Raw genomic sequence first — 24,490 nt, 5'->3', positions numbered from 1 at the left:
CCGCGGGTCGGGGCGCGTCAGGTCTGGCTTTCGGACCGGTTCTGGTCGGACCGCTCGCCGCGGTCGCCACCGTGGCCACCGCCACCGCCTCGACCGCCGCCATCGCGGCGGCCGTCACCGTGGTCGTGATCGTGGGAGCCGTCGTGCGGGGCGGATTGCTCGGGAGCGGGGTCCGCCGGTGCGGGCTGCGGATCCGCGGTCGGCGCGGGTTGCGGCTCCGGGTCGGTGGTCGGCTCTGGGTCAGCGGGTGCGGGCTGCGGATCGGGCGCGGGAGCGGGATCCGTCGTCGGTGCGGGAGCGGTCGTCGGCTGCGGGTCGACGGGCGTCGCGGTGCCGGGAGCGACGACGGCGGGCGGGTGCGGCGTGGGTGCGGGGCGCGCGGGAGAGACAGCGGCAGCGGGGGAGTCGGCGCGCGACGCCGTGCGCGCGGCGGGCGAGGCGGGAGGCACCGGCCGACTCGGCAGGGCTCGGCCCGGGGCCCGACGCGCCGACGGCGTCTGCTCTGCAGACGGAGGCACCGGTGCCAGCGGCGCGGCGGCCGCCGGGTCGGAGGTCGGCAGCGCCTGCGCCTGCGCGCTCTCCCACGCCCACGGCAGTGTCAGTCCCGCCCGTTCGGCGCCGGCGACGCCGCCGAGGGCATGGTCGATCGGCGCGCCGCCGAGGGCGGAAGCGCTGAGGGTGATCATCGTCGCTGCAAGCGCCACCACCCCGGTACCCGAGAGGGTGCCCGCCCCCATGCGGTGGAACCAGGAGCGCGAGGTCCGGACCGGCCGCGGCGCTGCCGCGACCACCGCGGCGGCGGACGCCGTGTCGAGGGCGCCCTCGTCGGTCGGCTCTGCATCGGCATCCGTCCCTGGCCCATCGCTGCGGGCCGCGAGGCGCGCCGCGGCGATGCCGGCGCGCTCGGCGGCGACAGCGCCGGCGGCTCCGAGGGCGATGATCGCCTTCGGGTCGACGTCGGTGGCGATGGGCAGATCGAACCGCGCGGACAGGTGCTGGGCCACCCGCGGGATGCGGGAGGACCCGCCGGTGAGCAGGATCGCGTCGATGCGATCGGATGTCACATCGGCCGATTCGAGCGCGTCGGCCAGTGTCTCGGCGGTGCGCCCGATGGCATCCTCGATCATCGCCTCGAACTCGTCGCGTGTGAGGCGGACGGTCGTCTCCCGGTCGCCCAGCAGCACCGGGATCGACACCTCGCTGTCGAAGGACAGCGCTTCCTTGGCTTCGACGCATTCGCGCCGCAGGGCAGCGAGCCCCATGCGGGCACCGCGATCGGCGGCGAGGGTCACCGCCGAGAATCCGGCGACCGCAATCGCGTGGCGCAGCACGGCATCGTCGAAGTCGACACCGCCGAGGTCGCGGATGCCGTGCGGATCGCCCGCGGGCTGCACGGTGCCGTCGGCGTCCTTGCGCAGGATCACAGCGTCGAAGGTGCCGCCGCCGAAGTCGTAGACCGCCAGCGCGTGCGCCGGCGCCAGCGGGTTGAGCGTCTCGTAGCGTCGGGCGGCGGCCTCCGGTTCGCTGACGATCACGACGTCCCCGAGGCCGGCGCGCGCCAACGCCCCCTCGATCAACGCGGTGCGATAGCCGCCCCACGTGACCGGCACCGTCACGGCGACCGCGTCGGGGGAGTGCCCCTCGCGTTCGCGGACCGTGTCCACCACCCACGTCACCATGCGGGCGAACAGCTGCTCCGCGGTGAAGCTCTGATCCCCCGCGATGATCGGCACGTCGTCGCCCACGCGGCGGGTGAATTCCCGGATGAGACGCTCGGGCTGGGTGATGCCGCGGCGCTCCGCGGCATCCCCCCACAGCAGCTCCCCGGAAAGGGCGAAGACGGAACTCGGAACACTGTCAGCGTGACGTCCGAGTGCGAACGGGGTTGTCGAGATCTCCCCATCCGATCTCACACGCGCAACGGCTGCAGCTGTCCGGCTGGTTCCGACATCGACGGCGATGACGTACCCCACTACGTGTCCTTTCCCCCCGGAATTCGGACAACGGCCTTGCGGTCGGGCTATGTATATCACCTGTGTAGAGGGCATACCAGGGGCGCTGATACATGCGTATGAAGGCATCCGTCACGCGGCGTCACGGGCTGGCACTCGCGTTGCGTGAGTGCCAGCGTCCCCGTACACTGGCGTTAGCACTCTCACTGGGTGTGTGCTAACGAGTCTTCAGTTTCAAGAAAGAGGTAGACCGTGTCGGTTTCCATCAAGCCGCTCGAGGACCGCATCGTCATCAAGCAGGTCGAGGCCGAGCAGACCACCGCCAGTGGGCTGGTCATTCCTGACACCGCGAAGGAGAAGCCCCAGGAGGGCGAGGTCGTCGCAGTGGGCCCCGGTCGCATCGACGACAACGGCAACCGCATCCCGCTCGACGTCGCCGTCGGCGATCGCGTGATCTACAGCAAGTACGGCGGGACCGAGGTCAAGTTCGGTGGCGACGAGCTGCTGGTGCTCTCGGCCCGCGACGTGCTGGCGGTCGTCGTCCGCTGAGCGAACGCACAACGACAAGGACCCGGATGCCACTCGGCATCCGGGTCCTTCGTCGTTGCGGCGGCGGCCCTAGGCTGGGCCGGTGATGACCGCCCCCGCCGCCGATCCCGCACGCGAACGACTGCTCGGCGGCGTCTACGCCTTCTCGGCGTACTTCCTGTGGGGCTTCATGCCCCTCTACTTCCTCGTCCTCGCCCCCACGGGCCCGTGGGAGGTCGTGTCGTGGCGGGTGCTGCTGTCGTTCGTGTTCTGTCTGCTGCTGCTGACGGTCACCCGCTCGTGGCCGCGCATCCTCGCGATCGTCCGAAAGCCCCGGCTGCTGCTGTGGACGGCGGTCGCCGGTGCCCTGATCTACGTCAACTGGCAGGTCTTCCTCATCGCCACGCTCACCGGCCACGTGCTGGAGTCGAGCCTGGGGTACTTCATCAACCCGATCGTCACGGTGCTGCTGGGGGTCCTCGTGCTCCACGAGCGCCTGCGCGTGACGCAGTGGGTCGCCCTGGGTATCGCCGCCGCGGCGGTCGCGGTCATCGTCGTCGGCTACGGCGCCTTCCCCTGGATCGCGCTGACCCTCGCGGGCTCGTTCGGTCTGTACGGCCTCGTGAAGAAGCAACTGGGGCCCGAGGTGGATGCCGTCAGCGGACTGACGCTGGAGTCGTTCTGGCTGCTGCCGGTCGCCGGGGTGCAGCTGGCGGTCGTGGGGGTCACCACGGGCATCACGATGGGAACGGCCGGCGCCGGTCACGCGGTGCTGCTCGGGCTCGCGGGCGTCGTGACGGCCGTGCCGCTGCTCTTCTTCGCCGCGGGTGCCCGTCGGGCGCCCCTGTCGGTCATGGGGCTCCTGCAGTTCGTGGCGCCCATCCTGCAGTTCGCCATCGGGGTCTGGCTCGGCGAGGACATGCCGCCCGAGCGCTGGGCCGGTTTCGCGCTGGTCTGGGTGGCGCTCATCCTGCTGACGGCGGATTCGCTGCGCCACGCCCGCCGCGGCCGCGGCGTCAGCGACCTCGGCCCGATCACCTGACCGAGCCCGGTCCCGGTCCGGCATCCGCAACGCCGTTATCTTTCCGAGACTCGACTGTTTCAGACCGTTAACACATCGCAACACTGGCGACGCAGACCCACGATTAGGTTGGGACCCACTGGCGCGGCGCCCGACGAAGCCGTGCCGCTCACGAATCAACTAGGGAGCACTATGAGCGTCTTCACACGTTCGCGTGGCGCCAAGGTCCTCGGCGCCGTCGCCGTGGCCGGGGTCAGCGCGATCATCCTCGCCGGCTGCGCCGGCTCGTCAGAGCCGTCAGATTCCTCGGCGGCCCCCGCCGAGGACCGCGAGGACCTCACCCTCAGCATCGGAACCGTGCTGCCGCAGTCCGGCAGCCTCGCGTTCCTCGGCCCGCCCGAGGAGGCGGGTGTGCTGCTCGCGGTCAACGAGGTCAACGATGCCGCCAAGGGCCTCACGATCGACCTGACCCCTGGTGACTCCGGCGACGCCGACAACAAGGCATTCGAGACCACCGTCCCGAAGCTGCAGAGCGAAGGGGTCGCGGCCATGATCGGCGCTGCGGCGTCGGGCGTGACCAAGCTCTTCCTCGACAGCAACGTCTCGGAGGGCATCATCACCTTCTCGCCGGCGAACACGTCGCCGGACTTCACGACCTGGGACGACGACGGCCTCTACTGGCGCACCGCCCCCAGCGACCTGCTGCAGGGCGAGGTCCTCGCCAACCTGATCGCCGAGGACGGCCACGAGAACATCGGCATCATCTACCAGAACGACGCGTACGGCACCGGCCTGTTCGGGGTCGTCAAGGAGGTGTTCGAAGCCTCCGGTGGCACCGTGGTCGCCGAGGCGTCGTACAACGACGGCGACAGCTCGTTCGACGCGCAGGTGGCCACCGTCACGGCGGAGAACCCCGACGCGGTCGTGCTGATCACGTTCGACCAGTTCGCGACCATCGCGCCGCTGCTGGTGAACGCCGGTCAGTCCGCGGAGAGCTTCTACCTGGTCGACGGCAACCTCAAGCAGTGGGGCGCCGACGTGGCGGTCCCGCTCGAGGGTGCCAAGGGCACCACGCCCGGACCGGTGCTGGAGGACGACTTCCAGGCTCGTCTGAACGACGCGTGGACCGCAGACGGCAACACCGAGCTGTCGGACTACTCCTACGCCGCCGAGTCCTACGACGCGGTCATCCTGCTCGCCCTGGCGTCTCTGGCGGCCAACGCCACCGACGCCGCTGCGATCTCCGGCAAGCTGCAGGAGGTCTCGGGCGGTTCGGGCGAGGGCACGACCTGCACCTCGTTCGCCGAGTGCGCGGACATCATCCTCGAGGGTGGCACCGCGGACTACGACGGCTACTCGGGCCCGGTGACGTTCGATGAGAACGGCGACCCGACCGAGGCGTCGATCGGCATCTTCCAGTACGGCGCCGACAACATGCACGAGCGCATCGACACCCGCTGACACCCAGTGAGTGAGTGAGGGCCCCGGATCCGTGGATCCGGGGCCCTCTTCGTGCGACGGGGAGTCCGCGAGCGGGTCAGACCCCGTCGGCGCCCAGGCTGCCCAGGTACAGCCCGATCACCTTCGGGTCGTTGAGCAGCTCCCGGCCGGTGCCCTCGTAGGCGTCACGGCCCTGGTCGAGCACGTAGCCGCGGTCGCAGATCTGCAGGCAGCGGCGGGCGTTCTGCTCGACCATGATGGTCGTCACGCCGGCCTTGTTGATGTCGGAGACGCGGATGAAGGCGTCGTCCTGCCGGACGGGGGACAGGCCCGCGCTCGGCTCGTCCAGCAGCAGCACGGACGGATCCATCATGAGCGCGCGACTCATCGCGACCATCTGCCGTTCGCCGCCCGACAGCGATCCCGCGCGCTGCTTGAGGCGCTTGCCGAGCTCGGCGAAGATGCCGGTGACGAATTCCAGACGCTCGGCGTAGATCTTGGGGTTCTGGAAGAGCCCCATCTGCAGGTTGTCCTCGATCGACAGCGACGGGAACACGTTGTTCGTCTGCGGGACGAACGCGACGCCGCGGCGCACCAGCTTGTCGGCCTTGAGGCCCACGATGCTCTCGCCGTTGACGGTGATGTCGCCGCTGCGCACCTTGACCATGCCGAAGATGGCTTTCAGCAGGGTCGACTTGCCGGCGCCGTTGGGCCCGATGATGCCGATCAGCTCGCCCTTGCGGGCGACGAGGTTGGCGCTGTTGATGATGTCGATGCCTGGCAGATAGCCGGCGACCAGATCCACGACGTTGACGACGATGTCGCCGTCCGTCGCGGCCGCGGCCGCGGCGGGAGCGGGAGCACTCACTTCTTCTCCTTCTCGGCCTCGGCGATCGACGCCTCTTCCTCTTCTTTGATCTCTTCGAGCAGTTCGACCGCTGAGGTGTCCAGCTCGCCGGCGATGCGCCCGGTCACGACACCGAGGTCCACATCCTGGTGACTGCCGAGGTAGGCGTCGATGACCGCCTTGTTCTGCATCACGGCATCCGGTGGGCCTTCGGCGACGACCTTGCCCTCGGCCATCACCACGACCCAGTCGGCGATGTGGCGCACCATGTGCATGTCGTGCTCGACGAACAGCACGGTCATACCCAGCTCCTTGAGGTCCAGGATGTGATCGAGCAGCGACTCGGTGAGGGCGGGGTTGACCCCGGCCATCGGCTCGTCGAGCATGACCAGGTTCGGATCGCTCATGAGCGCGCGCGCCATCTCGAGGAGCTTGCGCTGACCGCCCGAGAGCGACGCGGCGAAATCCTGCTCCTTCGCGTCGAGCTTGAACCTCTTCAGCAGGTCGCGGGCCTTCTCCTCGTTCGCCGTCTCCTGGCTGCGCCAGACCGCCGGGACGAAGGCCTGCCAGAACTTCTCCCCGCGCTGCGCGGGGGCGCCGAGCTTCATGTTCTCCAGCACCGTCAGCAGCGACAGTGCCTTGGTCAGCTGGAACGTGCGCACCTGCCCCATACGCGCCACCTTGAACGCGGGGATGCCGGCGAGGTTCTTGCCGTCGTACGACCACGAGCCGCTGTTGGGCTTGTCGAAACCGCACAGCAGGTTGAACAGCGTCGTCTTGCCGGCGCCGTTGGGACCGATGAGCGCCGTGATGGCGTTGCGCGGGATCTCGAGGTGCTCGACATCCACGGCGGTGAGACCGCCGAAGCGACGCGTGACGCCGTCGATCACCATGATCGGGTCGACCTTGGCGACGCCGGGAACGGCCTCGCCCTTGGCCAGGCCCGAGGTCTTCGGACGCGGCACGCTGCCGGTCACCGGTGGCACCTGCGGAGCCTGCGGCTCCTCGGGCGTATTGGTCTGGTCACTTGACAAAGGTCATCTCCCTCTTGTCGCCGAGGATGCCCTGCGGACGGAAGATCACGAGCAGCATGAGCGAGACACCCACGAGGATGTAGCGCAGCGTGCCCGCCTGGATGTCGGACATGGGAAGGATGCCTTCGGCCGCGAGCTGCGGCAGGAGGTTGCCCAGCAGCGCCATCACCATCCAGAACAGCACGGCGCCCAGCGACGGGCCGAAGATGGTCGACGCGCCACCGAGGAGCAGGATCGTCCACAGGAAGAACGTGAGCGAGGTCGTGTAGCTGGAGGGGACCACCGCCGAGGGGAGGACGTACACGATGCCGCCCATGGCGCCGATCATGCCGCCGACGACGAGGGCCTGCATCTTGTAGGCGAAGACGTTCTTGCCCAGTGCCCGCACGGCATCCTCGTCCTCGCGGATGCCCTTGAGCACGCGGCCCCACGGGCTGCGCATGAGGGACCACACCACGAAGATCGCCAGTGCCAGCAGGAACAGGCCGAACACCCGCACCCACAGGCCGTCCTGGTTGAACGTCCACGGGCCGAAGCCGTACTCGCCGTCGGGGAACGGGTTCGCGTCGCGGAATCCGCCGTGATAGTTCCCCAGGCCGTCGGCGGAGTTGGTCCACTCGTCGAACACCTGCGTGGTGAACAGCAGGCGGATGATCTCGGCCGCCGCGATCGTGACGATCGCGAGGTAGTCGGCGCGCAGGCGCAGGGTCGGCACACCCAGCAGCACCGCGAACAGCGCCGCCAGCAGCAGGCCGACGATCATGCCCATCCACCAGGGGAGGTTGAAGCTCAGCACCGAGATGGCGTAGCCGTAGCCGCCCAGGGCCATGAACCCCGCCATGCCGAAGTTGAGCAGGCCCGCGAAGCCGAAGTGCACGGCCAGGCCCGTCGCCGCCAGCGCATACGCGATCGTGACAGGGCTCAGCAGGTAGCTGAGCGTGTTTCCGAGGATGGCACCCCAATCCATATCGGGTTACCCCAATCTTTCTTTGCGACCGAGGAGGCCCTGTGGCCTCACCAGCAGGATGAGGATGAGCACGACCAGAGCGCCCGCGTACTTGAGGTCCGACGGGATCCAGAGGGTGGAGGTCTCCACCACGATTCCCACGATCAGTGCACCCAGCAGGGCGCCGAACGCCGTGCCGAGGCCGCCGAGGGTGATCGCGGCGAAGATGAGCAGCAGCATCTGCGTTCCCATGTCCCAGCGCACGCCGGGGCGGAAGTACGCCCACAGCACGCCCGAGAGGGCGGCGAGGGTGCCCGCCAGGATCCACACGATGCGCACGACCCGGTCGACGTTGATGCCCGACGCCGCAGCGAGCTGCGGGTTGTCGGAGATCGCGCGGGTCGCCTTGCCGATGCGGGTGCCCAGCAGGAAGTACGCCACGGCGATGATCACGACGATGCTGACCCCCATGCTGATGAGGTCGATGTAGCTCAGCGTGATCGGACCGAACTGGATCGGCGTGGGGCTCGCGCCCGGCAGCTGCCGTGTGGACCCGCCGATGAGGTACTGGAAGGTGTAGCGCAGCGCCAACGACAGTCCGATGCTCACGATCATGAGCTGGACGACGCCGAGGCCCCTTCTTCGCAATGGTCGCCACAGTGCGGCATCCGAGGCGAGTCCGAGTGCGGCGCCGGCGAGGACCGCGGAGATCAGTCCGACCCACAGCGGCAGCTGCCACATGGTGCTGACGACCATCGCCACCAGTGCGCCCCACGTGACCATCTCGCCGTGCGCGAAGTTCGACAGCCCCGTCGTGCCGAAGATGAGCGCGGCGCCCATCGCGGCCAGGGCCAGCAGCAGGCCGAAGTTCAGGCCGTTCACCAGTCGCGAGGCGAGCTGGTCGATGAAGGACGTCGTCTGGCGTACGCCTTCGCCGAGGAAGAGGTTGACGATCTTCGACCCGGTGAGGCCGAACTCGACCTCGAAGGACGCCGTCGCGCCGCTGACGGGGACCATGCCGTCCGGCAGCAGCTCGGGATCGACGATGACGCCCTCGGGGAGGGTGGACTCGTCGATCACCAGCGTGTACGTGTCCTTCTCAGGGACGTACAGGCGCCAGCGGCCGTCGGCACCGGTGATGGTCTCGGCTTCGAAGCCGCCGCCCTCGATTCCGATGGTCACATCGGGTACCGCTTCGTCATCGAAGGTGATGACGCCGCCGAAGTAGTAGTCGGTCTCCTCTTGATCGGCACCCGGGGTGTCCGGGGCAGTCGATGCTGCATGTGCGCCGGTGGGCGCGACCAGCAGGACCATGGCGGCAGCAAGGAAGAGACCGACGAGAACGCCCACCCATCCGGTGCTGCGCCGCTGCGTCGTGGTCGTGGGACTCACGGAACCTCCGCTTCGAGTACGAGAGGCCAAAGCGCGGGTTCGACATCAGCCTCGATGTACGACGGTATGAGCGTAATGTGTCGGTTCTGTTTCGCCTACCGTACGTTTGCGTCCCCTTCTTCGCGGCGCGGCGGAACCCGGCGCGTCGGCGCATGCGGTACGCGCGCGGGAATGAACGGCGCGCGCGGGCGCTTAGAATCGTCAAGAGGCGCCGCACTGCGCCGGCCGTCGTCGTCACTCGAGTACGCGCCGCGCGCGCAGGAGACACATCTATGGAGCACAACGACCCCTTCGGCTTCGTCGGACTGACCTATGACGACGTCCTGCTGCTGCCCGGGCACACCGACGTCATCCCCAGTGAGGCCGACACGTCCTCGCGCGTGACGCGCCGCATCACGGTCGCGACGCCGCTGATCGCCGCGGCGATGGACACCGTCACCGAAGCGCGCATGGCGATCGCCATCGCCCGCGAAGGCGGCCTCGGCATCATCCACCGCAACCTCTCCATCGCCGATCAGGCCGCGATGGTCGATCGCGTCAAGCGCAGCGAGTCGGGGATGATCACCGATCCGATCACGACGACTCCGGATGCCACGATCGAGGAAGTCGACGCGATGTGCGCGCAGTACCGCATCTCGGGGCTTCCCGTCGTCGACGCCGACGGGCGCCTGGTGGGCATCATCACCAACCGCGACATGCGCTTCGTCACCGGCAGCGACCGGCTGACCACCAAGGTGCGCGACGTCATGACGAGTGAGGGGCTCATCACCGGCAAGGTGGGCATCGGCGCCGCGGACGTCATTGCGCTGTTCGCCCACCACCGCGTCGAGAAGCTGCCGCTCATCGACGACGAGGGCAAGCTCGCCGGTCTCATCACGATCAAGGACTTCGACAAGAGCGAGAAGTACCCGCTCGCGACCAAGGACGACCAGGGGCGCCTGCGCGTCGGGGCGGCCATCGGCTTCTTCGGCGACGCGTGGGAGCGCGCCGAGGCGCTGCGGGACGCGGGCGTGGACGTCGTCGTCGTCGACACCGCCAACGGCCAGTCCGCGGGCGTCATCGACATGGTGCGCCGCATCAAGGCCGACCCGTCGTTCGCTCACATCGACGTCATCGGCGGCAACGTCGCGACCCGCGAGGGTGCCCAGGCGCTCGTGGACGCGGGCGTGGATGCCGTCAAGGTCGGCGTCGGACCGGGCTCGATCTGCACCACCCGCGTCGTGGCCGGCGTCGGCGTGCCGCAGGTGACCGCGGTGTACGAGGCATCCCTCGCCGCCCGCGAGGCCGGTGTGCCGGTGATCGCCGACGGCGGGCTGCAGTACTCCGGTGACATCGCCAAGGCGCTCGTCGCCGGGGCCGACAGCGTCATGATCGGGTCGCTGTTCGCCGGCACCGACGAGTCGCCGGGCGAGATCGTCTTCGTCGGCGGCAAGCAGTTCAAGCAGTACCGCGGCATGGGGTCGCTCGGTGCGCTGCAGACGCGCGGCAAGAAGACGTCGTACTCGAAGGACCGCTACTTCCAGGCCGACGTGCCCAGCGACGACAAGCTCATCCCCGAGGGCATCGAGGGTCAGGTCGCCTACCGCGGTCCGGTGTCGGCGGTGGCCTACCAGCTGGTCGGCGGACTGCGTCAGGCGATGTTCTACGTCGGCGCGCGCACGATCGAGGAACTCAAAGCGCGCGGCAAGTTCGTGCGCATCACCCCCGCCGGGCTTAAGGAGTCGCACCCCCACGACGTGCAGATCGTCGTGGAGGCCCCCAACTACCGCAAGTAGCCGCCTCCCCCGCGCCTTGCCCGCCGCCGAGTGAGCATTCGTGCCCGCGAGTGAGTATTCGTGCCCGCGAGTGAGTATCCGTCACGCCGAGTGAGTATTCGTCGCGCCGAGCGAGTACTCGGGGTGCCGCGAGTGCCAGGTCCAGCGTCGGCGGTCAGCCGAACGGTCCCAGGCTGTGTCGCGCCGCGAACTCATCGCGTTCACGGCGCATTCGCGCCATCGGATCCTCGCGCAGCACATGACCGCGAGGTTCTTCGGCGGTGACGTCTCGCGGCGGGGTCGCCGAGCGGGGAGGGCGGGGTGTGTGGAACATGGCACCAGCGTGATCCGGCCGCCCTGTCCGCGCCTCGATTCGGCCGTCTCCGAATCGGGCTCGATCTCGCCCCGCGCTGTGTCGGCGGCGCCATGGTTCGTCGTGGGCCGAATCGTGGGGGATGTCGCATCCCCTGTCTACGCTGGCCGCATGCTGCTTCCGCTCACGCCGGCTGACCTCTCGAGGGTCCGCTTCGTGGTGTCCCCGTGGTGGGAGACGGTGGCGGCGGTCGGTGCGATCATCCGGGAGACGCCCCTGCACCGGTCGTGGGCGCGGCGCACGCTGCGCGCGATGAGAGAGGATGCCGCAGCCCCCGCCCAATGGGACCAGTTGCGCGCGTTCATCCTGCGATCGGGCCTCATCGCCGACACTCTCACCCCGGCGGCCGAGACGGACGAGACGATCGCGGTGGCCCGCGCGCGGGTCGCGGAGCAGGACCTCGCACTGTGGACCGACGACCTCGTGATGCTGCGCGAACGCGCCGAACGCCCGGCATCCATCGCGGTGCTCGACGCGTTCGAAGCCGATCCCGCCGCGGGCGTACGACGCATCCTCGACGCCCTCGAGTGGTTCTGGACCGCCGCGGTGCAACCCGCGTGGGGTCGGATCCACGCACTGCAGATCGCCGACATCGAGCACCGCACACGGCTCATCTCCCATGGCGGACTCGACGAGATGCTGCGCACGCTGCACCCGCAGGTGACGCGCACCGACGAGGGGCTGGACATCGCAGGCAAATGCTGCGAGCTCGGGAACGGGCTGCGGGGTCAGGGACTCATCCTGGTGCCGTGCGTCTTCGCCTGGCCGGGGACCCTCGTCCTCAACCGGCCGCCGTTCATGCCGACGCTCACCTACGCGCCGCGGGGTGTCGGCGCGCTGTGGGAGCGCCGGGACGACAGCGAGGAATCGGCGCTGTCCCAGCTGATGGGCGCGACGCGCGCGAACGTGCTGCGCCAGCTCGACGTGCCGATGACCACGACGCATCTGGCGGCGCAGTTGACGGTGGCGCCCGCGACCGCGAGCGAGCACCTGCGGGTGCTCACCGGTGCGGGGCTGCTGCGCTCCTTCCGTCGCGGGCGCGAGGTGTACTACCAGCGCACCGCGCTCGGTGACGGCGTCGCGGCGCCCGAGGTGCTGAGCCTCAGCGCGCACTGAACGCGCCAGGCTTTGCGGATGCCGGCGGGCGTGGCGGCTCTTACAGCCCGGCGACGGCGTCACTAGCCTGGCCCCGTGAGGCGTAGCCGACCTTTCTCGACGCTGTCCACCCGCCGGCTGGAGGCGTTCACCGACGGGGTGTTCGCCATCGCGGCCACCCTCCTCGTGCTCGACCTCACCGATCACTCGCTGGGCGGCATGGGGTCCGATGCGCAGATGTGGGCGGCGCTGTCGGACATGGCGCCGCTGTTCCTGAACTTCGCCCTCAGCTTCGTGCTGCTGTGCGTGCTCTGGCTCGTGCACGTGCGCCAGTTCGAGTACATCGAGCGAGTGGACACCGTCGCGATCTGGCTCAACAACGGCCGCCTGCTGTTCGTCGTTCTCGTGCCGTTCGCGACGAGCCTCACCACCGAGTACTCGGACTTCGTCGCGGGCCGGCTGGCCATGCCCCTGTGCTTCTTCTTCGCGATCCTGTGCAGCTGGATCCAGTGGCAGTGGATGGCACGGCGCGCGGAGGTGATGCTGCCCAGCCTCTCCCCGGCGCAAGCCGCGGCATTCGGTGGCGGCTCGCTCAGCGCGCTGCTGATCAGCGCGGTCGTCGTCGTCCTCGCGCCGTGGGTCGGCTCGTGGGCGTTTGTGCTGTTCGTCCTCGACGGTCCGTTCACGCTTGTCCTCCGGAGGCGGAAGCTGAGAGAAGCGGATGCCGCGCCTACGGCGTGATTGCTCACTCGGCGCGACGAATACTCACTCGGCGGCCTGAATGCTCACTCGGCGGCGGGGAAACGAGGGGCGGGTAGGCTGGGGGCGTGAGCATGGAGATCGAGATCGGCCGCGCCAAGCGCGCTCGCCGCGCCTACGCGTTCGACGACATCGCGGTCGTGCCGTCGCGGCGCACCCGTAACCCCGAGGACGTGTCCACCGCCTGGACGATCGACGCGTTCCAGTTCGACATCCCGGTGCTCGGCGCTCCGATGGACTCGGTCGTGAGCCCGCAGACGGCCATCATGCTGGGGCAGCTCGGCGGCCTCGGCGTGCTCGACCTCGAGGGTCTGTGGACCCGCTACGACGACCCGGACCCGCTGCTGGCCGAGATCGCGACGCTGCCCTCCGCCGAAGCCACGGCGCGCATGCAGGAGCTGTACTCCGAGCCGATCAAGCCCGAACTCGTCCGCGACCGGCTCGCCGAGATCCGCGCCGCCGGAGTCACCGTCGCCGGCGCCCTCACCCCGCAGCGCACGCAGCAGCTGTACGAGACCGTCGTCGCCGCCGGCGTCGACCTCTTCGTCATCCGCGGCACCACCGTCTCAGCCGAGCACGTGTCCAGCGTCGAGGCCCCCCTGAACCTCAAGAAGTTCATCTACGACCTCGACGTGCCCGTCATCGTCGGCGGCGCGTCCACCTACACCGCGGCCCTGCACCTCATGCGCACGGGCGCCGCCGGCGTGCTCGTCGGGTTCGGCGGGGGAGCGGCATCCACCACCCGCGCCACCCTCGGCATCCACGCACCCATGGCCACCGCCGTCGCGGACGTCGCCGGCGCACGCCGCGACTACCTCGACGAGTCGGGCGGGCGGTACGTGCACGTCATCGCCGACGGCGGCGTCGGCACCTCCGGCGACATCGTCAAGGCGCTCGCGATGGGGGCGGATGCCGTCATGCTCGGCGTCGCACTGGCGCGCGCGACCGACGCCCCCGGCCGCGGCTATCACTGGGGTCCCGAGGCGCACCACGCCAAGCTCCCGCGCGGGAGCCGCATCCACGTCGAGCAGAAGGTCAACCTCGAGTCCGTCCTCTACGGCCCGGCGCCCGTCGCCGACGGCTCCGCGAACCTCATCGGCGCGCTGAAGAAGTCCATGGCGACCACCGGCTACTCGGACCTCAAGGAGTTCCAGCGCGTCGAGGTCGTCGTCGCGCCCTACTCCGGCGGATGAACGAGCACAGCCCCTCCGGCGCCGGCGTGACCGTGGCCGCCGCGCCGACCGAGGTGTTCCCGCCGACGCTGCGCGAAGTCCTGCTGCGTCCGTGGTGGCTCGGCATGCTGGGCCTCGCCCTCGTGATCGCGGGCGTGTTCGCCTGGTTGGGGCAGTGGCAGCTGGGAAGCGCCATCGACACCGACCCACCGCCGCCCGGCATGAACGAGCAGGTGCGTCCGCTCGCCGAGGTCACCTCGCCCGGCGACTACCTCGCCGAGCCGCTCGTCGGTCAGATGGTCCAGGCGTCGGGGCGCTGGATCCCCGGTGACTTCCTCATCGTGGCATCCCGGTTCAACGACGGCGACGAGGGCTACTGGGTGACCGGCCAGCTGCGGCTGGACACCGCCACCACCGGCACCGACCAGCCGGCGTCCCTCGCGGTCGCGGTGGGCTGGACCCCGACGCGCACCGCAGCCGTCGCCGCCGTCGACGAGCTCGAAGCCGCGGTCGCCGCCGATCCGGATGCCACGGTCGCCCTCACCGGCCGGCTCATCTCCGACGAGGGCCCGGGCCTGCCGCCCGCCGGTGCCGACCCGCAGACGATGACCCGCATGTCCCCCGCGGCACTGCTCGGGCAGTGGCATGACACCGACGGCCTCGACGTGTACCGGGCCTACCTCACCTCCGCCGAGCCGCTCGGCGGGCTGGAGAAGATCCACTCGCCCGCCCCCGACGAGGGATCGACGGTCAACTGGCTGAACATCTTCTACGCCGCGGAGTGGGCGGTGTTCGCGGGCTTCGCGTTCTACATGTGGTACCGCCTCGGTCGCGACGCCTGGGAGAAGGAGGTCGAGGCCCTCGAGGAGGAAGCCGCGGGCACCCCGGAGCGCGGGGATGGCACAGGTACGGCGACGGTAGGATAGAGGCCATGCCTCAGCCCAAACTCGCCTCGTTTCCGGCGATCCGCGGGGCCCTGCGTTTCTACCAGATCGCTTCCGTCATCACCGGTGTGGGTCTGCTGCTGCTGTGCGCCGAGATGATCCTCAAGTACACGCCGCTGGCGGTCGAGGTGTTCGCGGGCGGATCCGGCGGTCTGCTGTGGCTCGCCCCCGTCGTCCCCGGCCCCGAAGGGGAGCTGCTGTCCACCGGCGACGGCCTCAACCTGTCGCTGGGGATCCTCATCGTCCACGGCTGGTTCTACGTCGTGTACCTGTTCGCCTGCTTCCGCATCTGGAGCCTCATGCGGTGGCCGTTCTGGCGATTCCTGCTGCTGGCGTGCGGCGGCATCGTCCCGCTGCTGTCGTTCTTCATGGAGACCCGCGTCGCCCGCGACGTGAAGGCCTACCTCGCCCAGCGCGAGCGTGACGCCACGGCATCCGATTCCATCCCCGCCACGGAAGGCACCCGTTGACCACGCAGACCGACTCGTCCCAGCGCCCCGTCCTGGTCGTCGACTTCGGCGCGCAGTACGCGCAGCTGATCGCCCGCCGCGTCCGCGAAGCCGGCGTCTACAGCGAGATCGTCCCGCACACCGCCACGGCGGCGGAGATCGCCGAGAAGGAGCCGGTGGGGATCATCCTCTCCGGCGGCCCCTCGTCGGTGTACGAGCCGGGCGCCCCGTCGCTGGACCCCGCGGTCTTCGACCTCGGCGTGCCGACCCTCGGCATCTGCTACGGATTCCAGGTGATGGCGCAGGCCCTCGGCGGCGAGGTCGCCAACACCGGGCTGCGCGAGTACGGCGCGACGGATGCCACGCTCGCGGGCGATGGCGGTGTGCTGCTGGGCGGCCAGCCCGCGGCGCAGAACGTGTGGATGAGCCACGGCGACCAGGTCGCCGCCGCCCCGGCCGGCTTCGACGTGCTCGCCTCCACCGCCGCCACCCCGGTGGCCGCGTTCGGCAGCGACGAGCGCCGCATGTACGGCGTGCAGTGGCATCCCGAGGTCAAGCACTCCGACCACGGCCAGGACGTGCTGGAGAACTTCCTGCACAAGGCCGCGGGACTGCCCGCCGACTGGAACAGCGGCAACGTCATCGCCGAGCAGGTCGCGAAGATCCGCGCCCAGGTGGGCGACTCCCGCGTCATCTGCGGGCTCTCCGGCGGCGTCGACTCGGCGGTCGCTGCGGCCATCGTGCACGAGGCGGTGGGCGACCAGCTCGTCTGCATCTTCGTCGACCACGGTCTGCTGCGTAAGGGCGAGCGGGAGCAGGTCGAGCAGGATTACGTCGCCTCCACCGGGGTGCGCCTGGTCACCGTCGACGCGCGGGAGCAGTTCCTCACGGCTCTCGCCGGCGTCAGCGACCCCGAGCAGAAGCGCAAGATCATCGGACGCGAGTTCATCCGCTCGTTCGAGCAGGCCGAGGCGGCGCTGGTCGCCGAGGCCGAGGCCGACGGCGAGCCGATCCGCTTCCTCGTGCAGGGCACGCTCTACCCCGACGTGGTGGAGTCCGGTGGCGGCACCGGCACCGCCAACATCAAGAGCCACCACAACGTGGGCGGACTCCCCGAGGATCTGCAGTTCGAGCTCGTCGAGCCGCTGCGCACCCTCTTCAAGGACGAGGTGCGCGCGATCGGGCGGGAGCTGGGGCTTCCCGAGGTCATCGTCGGCCGCCAGCCGTTTCCGGGGCCCGGTCTCGGCATCCGCATCGTCGGTGAGGTCACCGCTGACCGTCTCGAGATTCTGCGTGACGCCGACGCCATCGCCCGCGAAGAGCTGACCAAGGCGGGCCTGGACGACGAGATCTGGCAGTGCCCCGTCGTGCTGCTGGCCGACGTGCGCTCGGTGGGCGTGCAGGGCGACGGGCGTACCTACGGGCACCCGATCGTGCTGCGCCCCGTCTCGAGCGAAGACGCCATGACGGCGGACTGGACGCGCCTGCCGTACGACGTGCTGTCGAAGATCTCCAACCGCATCACCAACGAGGTGCGCGAGGTCAACCGGGTGGTGCTGGATGTCACGTCCAAGCCCCCGGGGACCATCGAGTGGGAGTGAACCGGTGACGGATGCCGCGGCCTGAGGGTCGCGGCATCCGTCGTTTGCGGGGGCGGCGCTGTCGGAATTCAGGCTGTGGGCGGCGCCGGGCCGCGACAGCGGGGTTTCGACGCCGGTGAGCCTGAATTCCGACGGGGCCCGGCGTCGGGGTGGGCGCCGCTCCGCGCCGGGCCGCCGCCGCTCGGTGGGCGCCGCCCCGCTTCCGGGGCGCCGCCCCGCCCGGGCGCGCGACCCAGCCGGCGGGTCGCGGGCTCGGGCTGTCGGAATTCAGGCTGTCGGGGGCGGGCGAGGCGCGGGCCGGGTGTCGGGCGCGCGTGAGCCTGAATTCCGACGGGGTATCGGGGGACACCCGGCGGCGTGGGGGAGGATGGAGTGATGACCGATCGCGCCCTTCCCGACGCCGAGCACCTGGTTCTGGCGAGCCGGCTGATCCCCGACCGCGACGGCGGCTTCACCATTTCGGTGCTGCGCCGCGCGCAGGACATGCGTGCCGCGGGCGCGCGGGTACGGCTGCTGACGGTCGATCCCGGCGACCAGGCCGACCACGACGCGCATCGCGCGGAGTGGGTGCGCCGGGGGCTGCTGGCGGCCCCCGGCGACCTCCGCAACCTCTTCGACGATGCGCGGTCAGACGCCGCCTGGCTGCGCGCGGCCGCGCTGCCGCTCCCCGCGCCGCCGTTCGAAGGCGGCACCCGCGCCATCCGCGACGCGGAAGGGCGCACCGTGCTGGAGCTCCCCGTGATCGCCGGCGACCCCGCGTGGCACCTGAGCGAGGCCCCGGTGGTGGTCTGGAGCGCGGACGGCACCGCGCCTGCGGGCTGGCTGCCCGGGTTCGGCGGGCTCTACCGTGCATGGCTGAACGCCCTCGCCGCGGCATCCGAGGGGCCCGTCGTCGTGGTCTGCGAAGCCCGGCAGGTGGGTGAGGTGCTGGTGGCCGACGCGCCGCCGCCGCTGGACGCCGACATCCGACTGCTGCACACCACTCACGCCTGCCACGTGCAAGCGCCGTATACGTGGGATGCCCCGATGGATGCCGCGTGGTCGCGGTGGCTCGACGTCGCCGATCGGTTCGACGGCGTGCTGTGGCTCACCGCCAGCCAGCAGGCTGACGTGCAGCGCCGCGTGGGGGGCGGCATCCGCTCGTTCGTCGTGCCGCATCCGGCGCCGTCGGGACTGGCGAACGAGCCGGTGCCCGGTCGCATCGTCATGCTCAACACGCTGAGCACGCGTAAGCGCGTGGACGACGCCGTGCGGGCGCTGGCGCGCGTACGGGCGTCGGTGCCGCATGCCGAGCTGCACGTCTACGGCGACGGGCCAGAACGCGCCGCGCTGGAGGCGCTGGCGGCATCGCTCGGCATCGGGGACGCGGTGGTGCTCCACGGGCACACCTCCGACCCCGAGGCGGCGTGGTCGACGGCGGACCTGTTCGCGCTCACGAGCACCAACGAAGGGCAGCCGCTCGTCGTGCTCGAGGCCCTCGGCCACGGTGTGCCGGTGGTGTCGTACGACATGCCCTACGGGCCGCGCGACACCCTCGCCCGTGGCGGCGGCATGCTCGTACCCGACGGCGACGTCGAGGCCCTCGCCGGGGCGCTCACGGCGGTGCTGACCGGTCCGGGGGTGCGCGCGTGGCTGTCGGATGCCGCCCGCGCCGCCGCCGCCGCGATGACCCCCGCCGCCTCGATGCGCTCCCTCGCCGCGGCCGTCACCGCCGCGCTCGCCTCTCCCTCCCCCCGCCCCGGTCGCGCCGCCCCCACCACCCCGTGAGACCACAGGTGACGGCCGAGACATCGGGAAGTTCCCATTGTCTCGGCCGTCCGCTGTAGTCTCATCGCCCGGCGGCGGCGGCGCGGCGGGGACGGGGCGGGAACGGGAAAGGGCCGCCCCGAGGGGCGGCCCTTTCCGACGAATGCGCGGTGTTACTCGCTGCCGCGCAGGATCGCGAGGATGCGCAGGATCTCGACGTACAGCCAGACGACCGTGACCATGATGCCGAAGGCACCCATCCAGCCGAACTTGCGGGGAGCGCCGTTGCGCACGCCCTGCTGCACCTGGTCGAAGTCCAGCACCAGCGAGTAGGCGGCCATGACGACCACGAGCAGACCGATGATGACGCCGAGCGGGATGCCGGCGATCTTGGCGCTGTGCAGGCCGAACATCATGTCGCCGGGGATGACGCCCACGAGCATCAGCACGACGTTCAGCAGCGAGAAGACGAGGTAGCCGACCATCGCGATCATGAAGATCTTGGTGGCCTTCTTCGACGCGCGCACCTTGCCGCTGGCGAAGAGGGCGAGGGTCACACCGACCACGGCGAGCGTCGCCAGCGTCGCCTGCATGACGATGCCGGGGAAGATGAACTCGAAGAACGCCGAGATGCCACCGACGAACAGGCCCTCGAAGGCCGCGTAGGCGAAGATGAGGCCCGGGCGGATCTTCTTGCGCGAGCCGAAGATGATGGCCATCGACAGCGCGAAGCCACCGAGGCCACCGATGATCCACGGCATCATAGTGGGCGTGGGGTTGGCGACCGTGACGGTCGACAGCGTCCAGATCCAGCCGACGACGGCCGTGACCAGGAGGATCGCGAACAGGCCGATGGTCTTGAGGACGGTGTCCTCGACGGTCATGCGGTCGGTCTCGATCGCGCCGGCGGGCGGTGCGGCGTACATGCCTTCCAGGTTGGCCTGGGCGGCGACGTCGACGCCCTGGTGCTGGGCGGTCGCGTACGAGGTCTGCGCAGCCGGCGCGCTGGGCGGCGTCAGACCGGGACGCTGCTCCTGGAACGCCGGGTTGGCGAATGCGGGATTGTTGAGGGCCACGTGCTCTCACACTCCAAAGTCGGGGTTGGTGACACAGCGCCATGCTGTGTGCACTCCACAGTATCCGACCGAAATGCGGTGAGGAGAGCTATATCGCTGAGAGCGAGCAATGAAATCCCGATGCCGCGCCCCGGCGGGCCCGCCGCGTAGCCTGGATCAGTGCCCCGTCCCCGCCCGCTCGTCATCGGCCACCGCGGTGCGCCCGGGTACCGCCCGGAGCACAGCCGGTCGTCGTACGAGCTCGCGCTCGCGCTCGGGGTGGACGGGGTGGAACCCGACGTCGTGCTCTCCGCCGACGGGGTGCTGGTGGTGCGGCACGAGAACGAGATCTCCACCACCACCGATGTCGCCGACCGCCCGGAGTACGCCGACCGGCGCACGACCAAGACGATCGACGGTGTGGAGCTGACCGGCTGGTTCACCGAGGACTTCACCTGGGAGGAGCTCTCCGGACTGCGGTGCCGGGAGCGCCTGCCGCGGCTCCGCCCCGCCAGCGCGGGGTTCGACGACCAGCAGCCGGTGCTGCGCCTGCGTGATGTGCTCGACCTCGTGGGGGACGCGTCCCTCGCGCAGGGCCGCGAGATCGCGGTGGTGCTGGAGATCAAGCACCCCACCTACTTCGCCTCGCTCGGCTGGGACATGGCCGCGATCATCGACGCCGAGCTGCGCGCCGCCGGATGGGCCGACGGACGCTTGCCGCTCATCGTGGAGTCGTTCGAGTCGACCGTGTTGGCGGACCTCCGCCGTCGCGGCATCCGGGGCTCCTACATCTACCTGCTCGAGGCTGCGGGCAGGCCCTTCGACCTCCTCGCCGCCCACGGCGCCGCCGCGCCGACGTACCGGCAGACGGCGAGCCCTGCGGGCCTGGACGCGCTCGTGGGCGCCGTCGACGGGATCAGCGTGGACAAGCGACTCATCCTCGCGCCGGACAAGCTCGGCCACGCGCACGGGCCGTCGCCGGTCACCGCCGACGCCCACGCGCGCGGCCTGCGCGTGTTCACCTGGACGGCGCGTCCCGAGAACGCGTTCCTCGTGCGCCAGTTCCGTGGTCCCGGCGGCAAGGCCGCGTTCGGGGACTACGAGGCCGAGTGGCAGATGCTGCTGGATGCCGGGGTCGACGGGGTCTTCGTCGACCACCCCGATCTGGGCGTCGAGGTCTTCCGCGACCGCTGACGCCGATTCTGCTGATCGGGCCGCATAATCCTGTGAATCCGCTATGGTGGCGCTCGTGACCACACCCGGAATAGTGGCCCACGGCGTTCGCAGGTCGTTCGGCGACGTGCACGCGGTGCGCAATGTGACCCTCGAAGCGCGGGAGGGGGCGGTCACAGGGCTGGTCGGCCCCAACGGCTCGGGCAAGACGACGCTCATGCTGATGCTGGCCTCGCTCCTGGCCCCCGATGCCGGTGACCTGCGCATCGGTGGCGTCGACCCCATCGCGGAGCCCGCGCTCGCGCGGGGCATCCTCGGCTGGATGCCGGATGCGCTCGGCGCCTGGCCCGCCCTGACCGCGCGAGAGACGATCACCGTCACCGGAGAGCTGTACGGCATGAGCCGCGAGCGGGCGCGTGGGCGCGCCGCGCAGCTGCTCGCCGAGCTCGGGCTCGAGTCGCTCGCCGACTCCCCGGCGCGGGTGCTCTCGCGCGGGCAGAAGCAGAAGCTGGGTCTCGCCCGCGCGCTCGTGCACAACCCGCGCGTGCTGCTGCTGGACGAACCGGCGTCGGGTCTGGACCCGCAGGCGCGCATCGACCTGCGCGTGCTGCTGCGCCGGTTCGCCGCCGAGGGGCGCACGGTGCTCATCTCCAGCCACGTGCTGTCCGAGCTCGAGGAGGTCATCGACGACGCCGTCTTCCTCGTGGCGGGCGAGACGGTCAGCTCCGATCGGGTCGCCGCGGCGGCATCCCGCGTGCGCACCTGGCGCATCCGCCTGGCCGATCGCGACGCGACGGCGGCCGTGCTGCCGGTGGCGCGCACCCTGGGGCTGGATGCCGGCGTGCTGCCGACCGACCGCCGCGACGTGCTCGTGGGGTTCGCCTCCGATGCCGACGCCGCGCAGGCGCTCGCGGCGCTCATCGGCGCGGGGCTCCCGGTGGCGGAGTTCTCCGCGGCCACCAGCATGCTCGAGCACACCTTCCTCGATCTGCGCGAGGGACCCGCCAGGGGAGGCACCGCATGAACCTGCAGCGGCTCGGCACGATCGTGCGGCTCGAACTCCTCCAGCGGGTGCGGTCGGTCGCCTGGTACGTGCTGCTCGGCATCTTCGCCGTGCTGCTGCTGGGCGTCACCGCGCTGGCGTTCACCGTGTTCGCAGCGGCGCAGAGCTTCGGCGCGGGCGTCTACTCCACGGTCGTGTTCATCACGCTGCTGCTGGCGGTGCTCGTCTCGCCGACCTTCAGCGGCAACTCGATCAACGGCGACAGGGATGCCGCGACTCTGGCGCCGGTGCAGGTGACCCTCGCCTCCACGGGCGAGATCCTCGTGGGCAAGTTCCTCGCCGCCTGGGCGACGGGACTCGCCTTCGCCGTCGTCGCCCTGCCGTTCCTGGCGATCGCCACCCTCGGCGGCGGGGTGAGTCCGTGGACCGTGGTCGTCTCGCTCGTCGTGCTGATCGTCGAGATCGGGGTCATCTCCGCCATCGGTGTCGCGCTCAGCGGCATCCTGGCCCGTCCGCTGTTCTCGGTGGCCACGACCTACCTCGTCGTCTCGGCCCTCACGATCGGGACCCTCATCGTCTTCCTGCTCGTGGGATCGAGCATCCGCACCGAGGTCACGTCGTCCTACCGGGTCGCGGACTACTCCGGCGACACGGTCGTGTGCACCGACGAGTGGGAGACGTCCACGCGGGAGCAGCCCCGTTTCGACACCGTCTGGTGGGTGCTCGCCAGCAACCCCTTCGTGATCCTGGCGGATGCCACGCCGACGCAGTTCGGGCAGGGGGGCTGGCCCGTGGATCTGTTCGGCCAGATCAAGCTCGGCGTGCGCTCGACGCAAATCGCCCCCGCAGCGGAGGAGGTCTACGACGAGTGCGCCCCGCAGGTGCCCCAGTCGCAGACCGCGGAGGAGGTCGTCGCCTCGACCACGCCCAGCTGGTTCGTCGGGCTCGGCGTGCAGATCGCGCTCGCCGCCGGCCTGATGTGGTGGGCCTACGTCCGCACGCGCACCCCCGCCCGCACCCTCCCGCCCGGCACGCGCATCGCCTGACCCGCCCCGCGCCCCCGCGCCCCCGCGCCGCCCGCGCCGCCCGCCCGTGGCAGTGAGGCCACAGTTGGCGGCCGAGACAATGGTCATTTCCCACGGTCTCGGCCGCCGGCTGTCGTCTCAGCGGGGGTGGGGGTTCGCGGCGGGAGCGGCGGGAGCGGCGGGCGGTGGGGAGGAGAGGGCGCGCAGCGCCCGCTCGAGCGCCTCGCGCAGGTGGGAGCGCTCGGGCTCGGGGAAGTCGGTGCGGTACTCGACGCCGGCGGGGATCCACAGCAAGCCGTAGAGCGCGTCGCGCCAGTCGGGACCGCCGATGCCCCAGCGGGTGCGATCGCCGTCCTCGGCGGTGGCGCCCTGCGACCACGCGCCGAACAGCTCCCGCATCCGCTCGAGCGGCAGATCCATGACCACCTGGGCCTCCACTTTCTGCGGCGACCACGACGTCGCGACGAAGACCATCTCGGCCGCCTCGTCGTCGCCCAGCTCACGGGGCGTGAACAGCACCCGGGTGTGCTGCACGCGCTCGATGCGGTCGATGCGGAAGGTGCGCCAGTCATCGCGGTCGAGGTCCCACCCCAGCAGGTACCAGTTGCGGTTGGCCGGTGCCAGCAGGTGCGGCTCCACGCGGCGCTCGCCCTGTGCGCCCGACACCGAGGTGTAGTCGAACCGCAGTCGCTCGTGGTCGCGGCAGGCCAGCGCCAGCTCGCTCAGCACCTCGGTCGACACCGCCGCGCCCGAGCGCACCGCGCCCGCCTGCACGGCGGCCGCCAGCGCTCCCACCCGGCGGCGCAACTCCGCCGGCAGCACCTGCTCGAGCTTGGCGAGCGCGGTGAGCGTCGTCTCCGGGCCGCCCACGAGTCGCTGTTCGGCGGCGACCCGCAACCCCACCGCCATGGCCACGGCCTCGTCGTCGTTGAGGAGCAGCGGAGGCACGGCCGACCCCGCCTCCAGCCGGTACCCGCCCGCCGCCCCCGGCGACGACTCGATGCGGTACCCCAGCTCCCGCAGCCGGTCGACGTCGCGGCGCACCGTGCGCTCGGTGACGCCCAGGCGGCTGGCCAGCTCGGTCCCCGGCCAGTGGCGGTGGGTCTGCAGCAGATTGAGCAGCGACAGTGCGCGGGTGGTGGTGTCGGACATACCCCGATTCTCGCGCGCATCGCGGACAG

21 protein-coding genes are annotated in these 24,490 nt (G+C 70.6%); 14 read left to right on the top strand and 7 right to left on the bottom strand.

The features are described from left to right. Positions 1-17: 17 nt before the first annotated feature. The gene (locus ACFVR6_RS10210; protein ID WP_386962219.1) at positions 18-1,913 is read right to left on the bottom strand and encodes an Hsp70 family protein; all 1,896 of its coding nucleotides are present in this window, start codon (positions 1,911-1,913) and stop codon (positions 18-20) included. 291 nt (positions 1,914-2,204) lie between these two features. On the opposite strand from ACFVR6_RS10210, the gene groES reads away from it, so the two are divergent. The 3 genes from groES to ACFVR6_RS10195 all read left to right on the top strand — a co-directional run bounded on the left by groES (position 2,205) and on the right by ACFVR6_RS10195 (position 4,962). Beyond that, a complete protein-coding gene (gene groES, locus ACFVR6_RS10205) occupies positions 2,205-2,501 on the top strand; it encodes a co-chaperone GroES (protein ID WP_191719721.1) in 297 nt (98 codons plus the stop codon). A gap of 85 nt (positions 2,502-2,586) precedes the next feature. Then, positions 2,587-3,522 (top strand): EamA family transporter RarD, encoded by a 936-nt coding sequence (rarD, locus tag ACFVR6_RS10200; protein WP_386962863.1) that lies wholly within the window; start codon positions 2,587-2,589, stop codon positions 3,520-3,522. Between the two features lie 171 nt (positions 3,523-3,693). Continuing rightward, positions 3,694-4,962, top strand: a complete 1,269-nt coding sequence (locus tag ACFVR6_RS10195) for an ABC transporter substrate-binding protein (RefSeq protein WP_386962215.1) — start codon at positions 3,694-3,696, stop codon at positions 4,960-4,962. Between the two features lie 76 nt (positions 4,963-5,038). Here the strand turns inward: ACFVR6_RS10195 and ACFVR6_RS10190 are convergent, their stop codons facing one another. From ACFVR6_RS10190 to ACFVR6_RS10175, 4 genes are all read right to left on the bottom strand, one after another. Continuing rightward, positions 5,039-5,809 carry an ABC transporter ATP-binding protein gene (locus tag ACFVR6_RS10190; RefSeq protein ID WP_386962212.1) on the bottom strand — a complete coding sequence of 257 codons (771 nt, stop codon included), beginning with the start codon at positions 5,807-5,809 and terminating at the stop codon, positions 5,039-5,041. After that, positions 5,806-6,681, bottom strand: a complete 876-nt coding sequence (locus ACFVR6_RS10185) for an ABC transporter ATP-binding protein (RefSeq protein ID WP_386962860.1) — start codon at positions 6,679-6,681, stop codon at positions 5,806-5,808. Before ACFVR6_RS10185 ends, ACFVR6_RS10190 begins: the two co-directional genes overlap by 4 nt. 130 nt (positions 6,682-6,811) lie before the next feature. Beyond that, a complete protein-coding gene (locus ACFVR6_RS10180) occupies positions 6,812-7,789 on the bottom strand; it encodes a branched-chain amino acid ABC transporter permease (protein ID WP_386962209.1) in 978 nt (325 codons plus the stop codon). Between the two features lie 6 nt (positions 7,790-7,795). Further along, entirely contained in the window at positions 7,796-9,160 is a 1,365-nt protein-coding gene (locus tag ACFVR6_RS10175; RefSeq protein WP_386962206.1) for a branched-chain amino acid ABC transporter permease, read from the bottom strand. Positions 9,161-9,432: 272 nt separating this feature from the next. Between ACFVR6_RS10175 and guaB the strand changes: the two genes are divergently transcribed. The 8 genes from guaB to ACFVR6_RS10135 all read left to right on the top strand — a co-directional run bounded on the left by guaB (position 9,433) and on the right by ACFVR6_RS10135 (position 19,074). Continuing rightward, the gene (guaB, locus tag ACFVR6_RS10170) at positions 9,433-10,935 is read left to right on the top strand and encodes an IMP dehydrogenase (RefSeq protein ID WP_386962203.1); all 1,503 of its coding nucleotides are present in this window, start codon (positions 9,433-9,435) and stop codon (positions 10,933-10,935) included. Positions 10,936-11,398: 463 nt separating this feature from the next. Beyond that, positions 11,399-12,403, top strand: a complete 1,005-nt coding sequence (locus ACFVR6_RS10165) for an ArsR/SmtB family transcription factor (protein ID WP_386962200.1) — start codon at positions 11,399-11,401, stop codon at positions 12,401-12,403. A 75-nt stretch (positions 12,404-12,478) separates the two neighbouring features. Next, entirely contained in the window at positions 12,479-13,123 is a 645-nt protein-coding gene (locus ACFVR6_RS10160) for a TMEM175 family protein (protein ID WP_386962198.1), read from the top strand. Positions 13,124-13,215: 92 nt separating this feature from the next. Then, complete coding sequence (locus ACFVR6_RS10155; protein ID WP_386962857.1) at positions 13,216-14,334, top strand: GuaB3 family IMP dehydrogenase-related protein; 1,119 nt, start codon at positions 13,216-13,218, stop codon at positions 14,332-14,334. Beyond that, on the top strand, positions 14,331-15,239 hold the full coding sequence (locus ACFVR6_RS10150; protein ID WP_386962195.1) for an SURF1 family protein: 909 nt from the start codon (positions 14,331-14,333) through the stop codon (positions 15,237-15,239). The genes ACFVR6_RS10155 and ACFVR6_RS10150 overlap by 4 nt, the downstream gene beginning before the upstream one ends. Before the next feature lie 5 nt (positions 15,240-15,244). Then, positions 15,245-15,727 carry a DUF3817 domain-containing protein gene (locus tag ACFVR6_RS10145; RefSeq protein ID WP_386962192.1) on the top strand — a complete coding sequence of 161 codons (483 nt, stop codon included), beginning with the start codon at positions 15,245-15,247 and terminating at the stop codon, positions 15,725-15,727. Beyond that, positions 15,724-17,307: a glutamine-hydrolyzing GMP synthase gene (guaA, locus tag ACFVR6_RS10140; protein ID WP_386962190.1), complete on the top strand. Its 1,584-nt coding sequence runs from the start codon at positions 15,724-15,726 to the stop codon at positions 17,305-17,307. The genes ACFVR6_RS10145 and guaA overlap by 4 nt, the downstream gene beginning before the upstream one ends. Positions 17,308-17,682: 375 nt before the next feature. Then, positions 17,683-19,074: a glycosyltransferase gene (locus ACFVR6_RS10135; RefSeq protein ID WP_386962187.1), complete on the top strand. Its 1,392-nt coding sequence runs from the start codon at positions 17,683-17,685 to the stop codon at positions 19,072-19,074. 152 nt (positions 19,075-19,226) lie between these two features. Here ACFVR6_RS10135 and ACFVR6_RS10130 read toward each other — a convergent pair whose 3' ends face one another. After that, the gene (locus ACFVR6_RS10130) at positions 19,227-20,129 is read right to left on the bottom strand and encodes a Bax inhibitor-1/YccA family protein (protein ID WP_386962184.1); all 903 of its coding nucleotides are present in this window, start codon (positions 20,127-20,129) and stop codon (positions 19,227-19,229) included. Between the two features lie 159 nt (positions 20,130-20,288). Here ACFVR6_RS10130 and ACFVR6_RS10125 point away from each other — a divergent pair, with 159 nt between their 5' ends. The 3 genes from ACFVR6_RS10125 to ACFVR6_RS10115 are packed head-to-tail and all read left to right on the top strand — an operon-like array spanning position 20,289 to position 23,330. Continuing rightward, positions 20,289-21,302, top strand: a complete 1,014-nt coding sequence (locus ACFVR6_RS10125) for a glycerophosphodiester phosphodiesterase family protein (protein ID WP_386962181.1) — start codon at positions 20,289-20,291, stop codon at positions 21,300-21,302. 55 nt (positions 21,303-21,357) lie between these two features. Then, a complete protein-coding gene (locus ACFVR6_RS10120) occupies positions 21,358-22,305 on the top strand; it encodes an ABC transporter ATP-binding protein (protein ID WP_386962178.1) in 948 nt (315 codons plus the stop codon). Beyond that, a complete protein-coding gene (locus ACFVR6_RS10115) occupies positions 22,302-23,330 on the top strand; it encodes an ABC transporter permease (RefSeq protein ID WP_386962175.1) in 1,029 nt (342 codons plus the stop codon). The genes ACFVR6_RS10120 and ACFVR6_RS10115 overlap by 4 nt, the downstream gene beginning before the upstream one ends. Before the next feature lie 117 nt (positions 23,331-23,447). Here ACFVR6_RS10115 and ACFVR6_RS10110 read toward each other — a convergent pair whose 3' ends face one another. Next, positions 23,448-24,461, bottom strand: coding sequence for a helix-turn-helix transcriptional regulator (locus ACFVR6_RS10110; protein WP_386962172.1), 1,014 nt, complete (start codon positions 24,459-24,461; stop codon positions 23,448-23,450). Positions 24,462-24,490 lie beyond the last annotated feature (29 nt).

The organism is Microbacterium sp. NPDC058021 (genome assembly GCF_042885955.1).
Lineage (GTDB): Bacteria > Actinomycetota > Actinomycetes > Actinomycetales > Microbacteriaceae > Microbacterium.
This window is presented reverse-complemented; position numbering and strand designations above follow the sequence as displayed.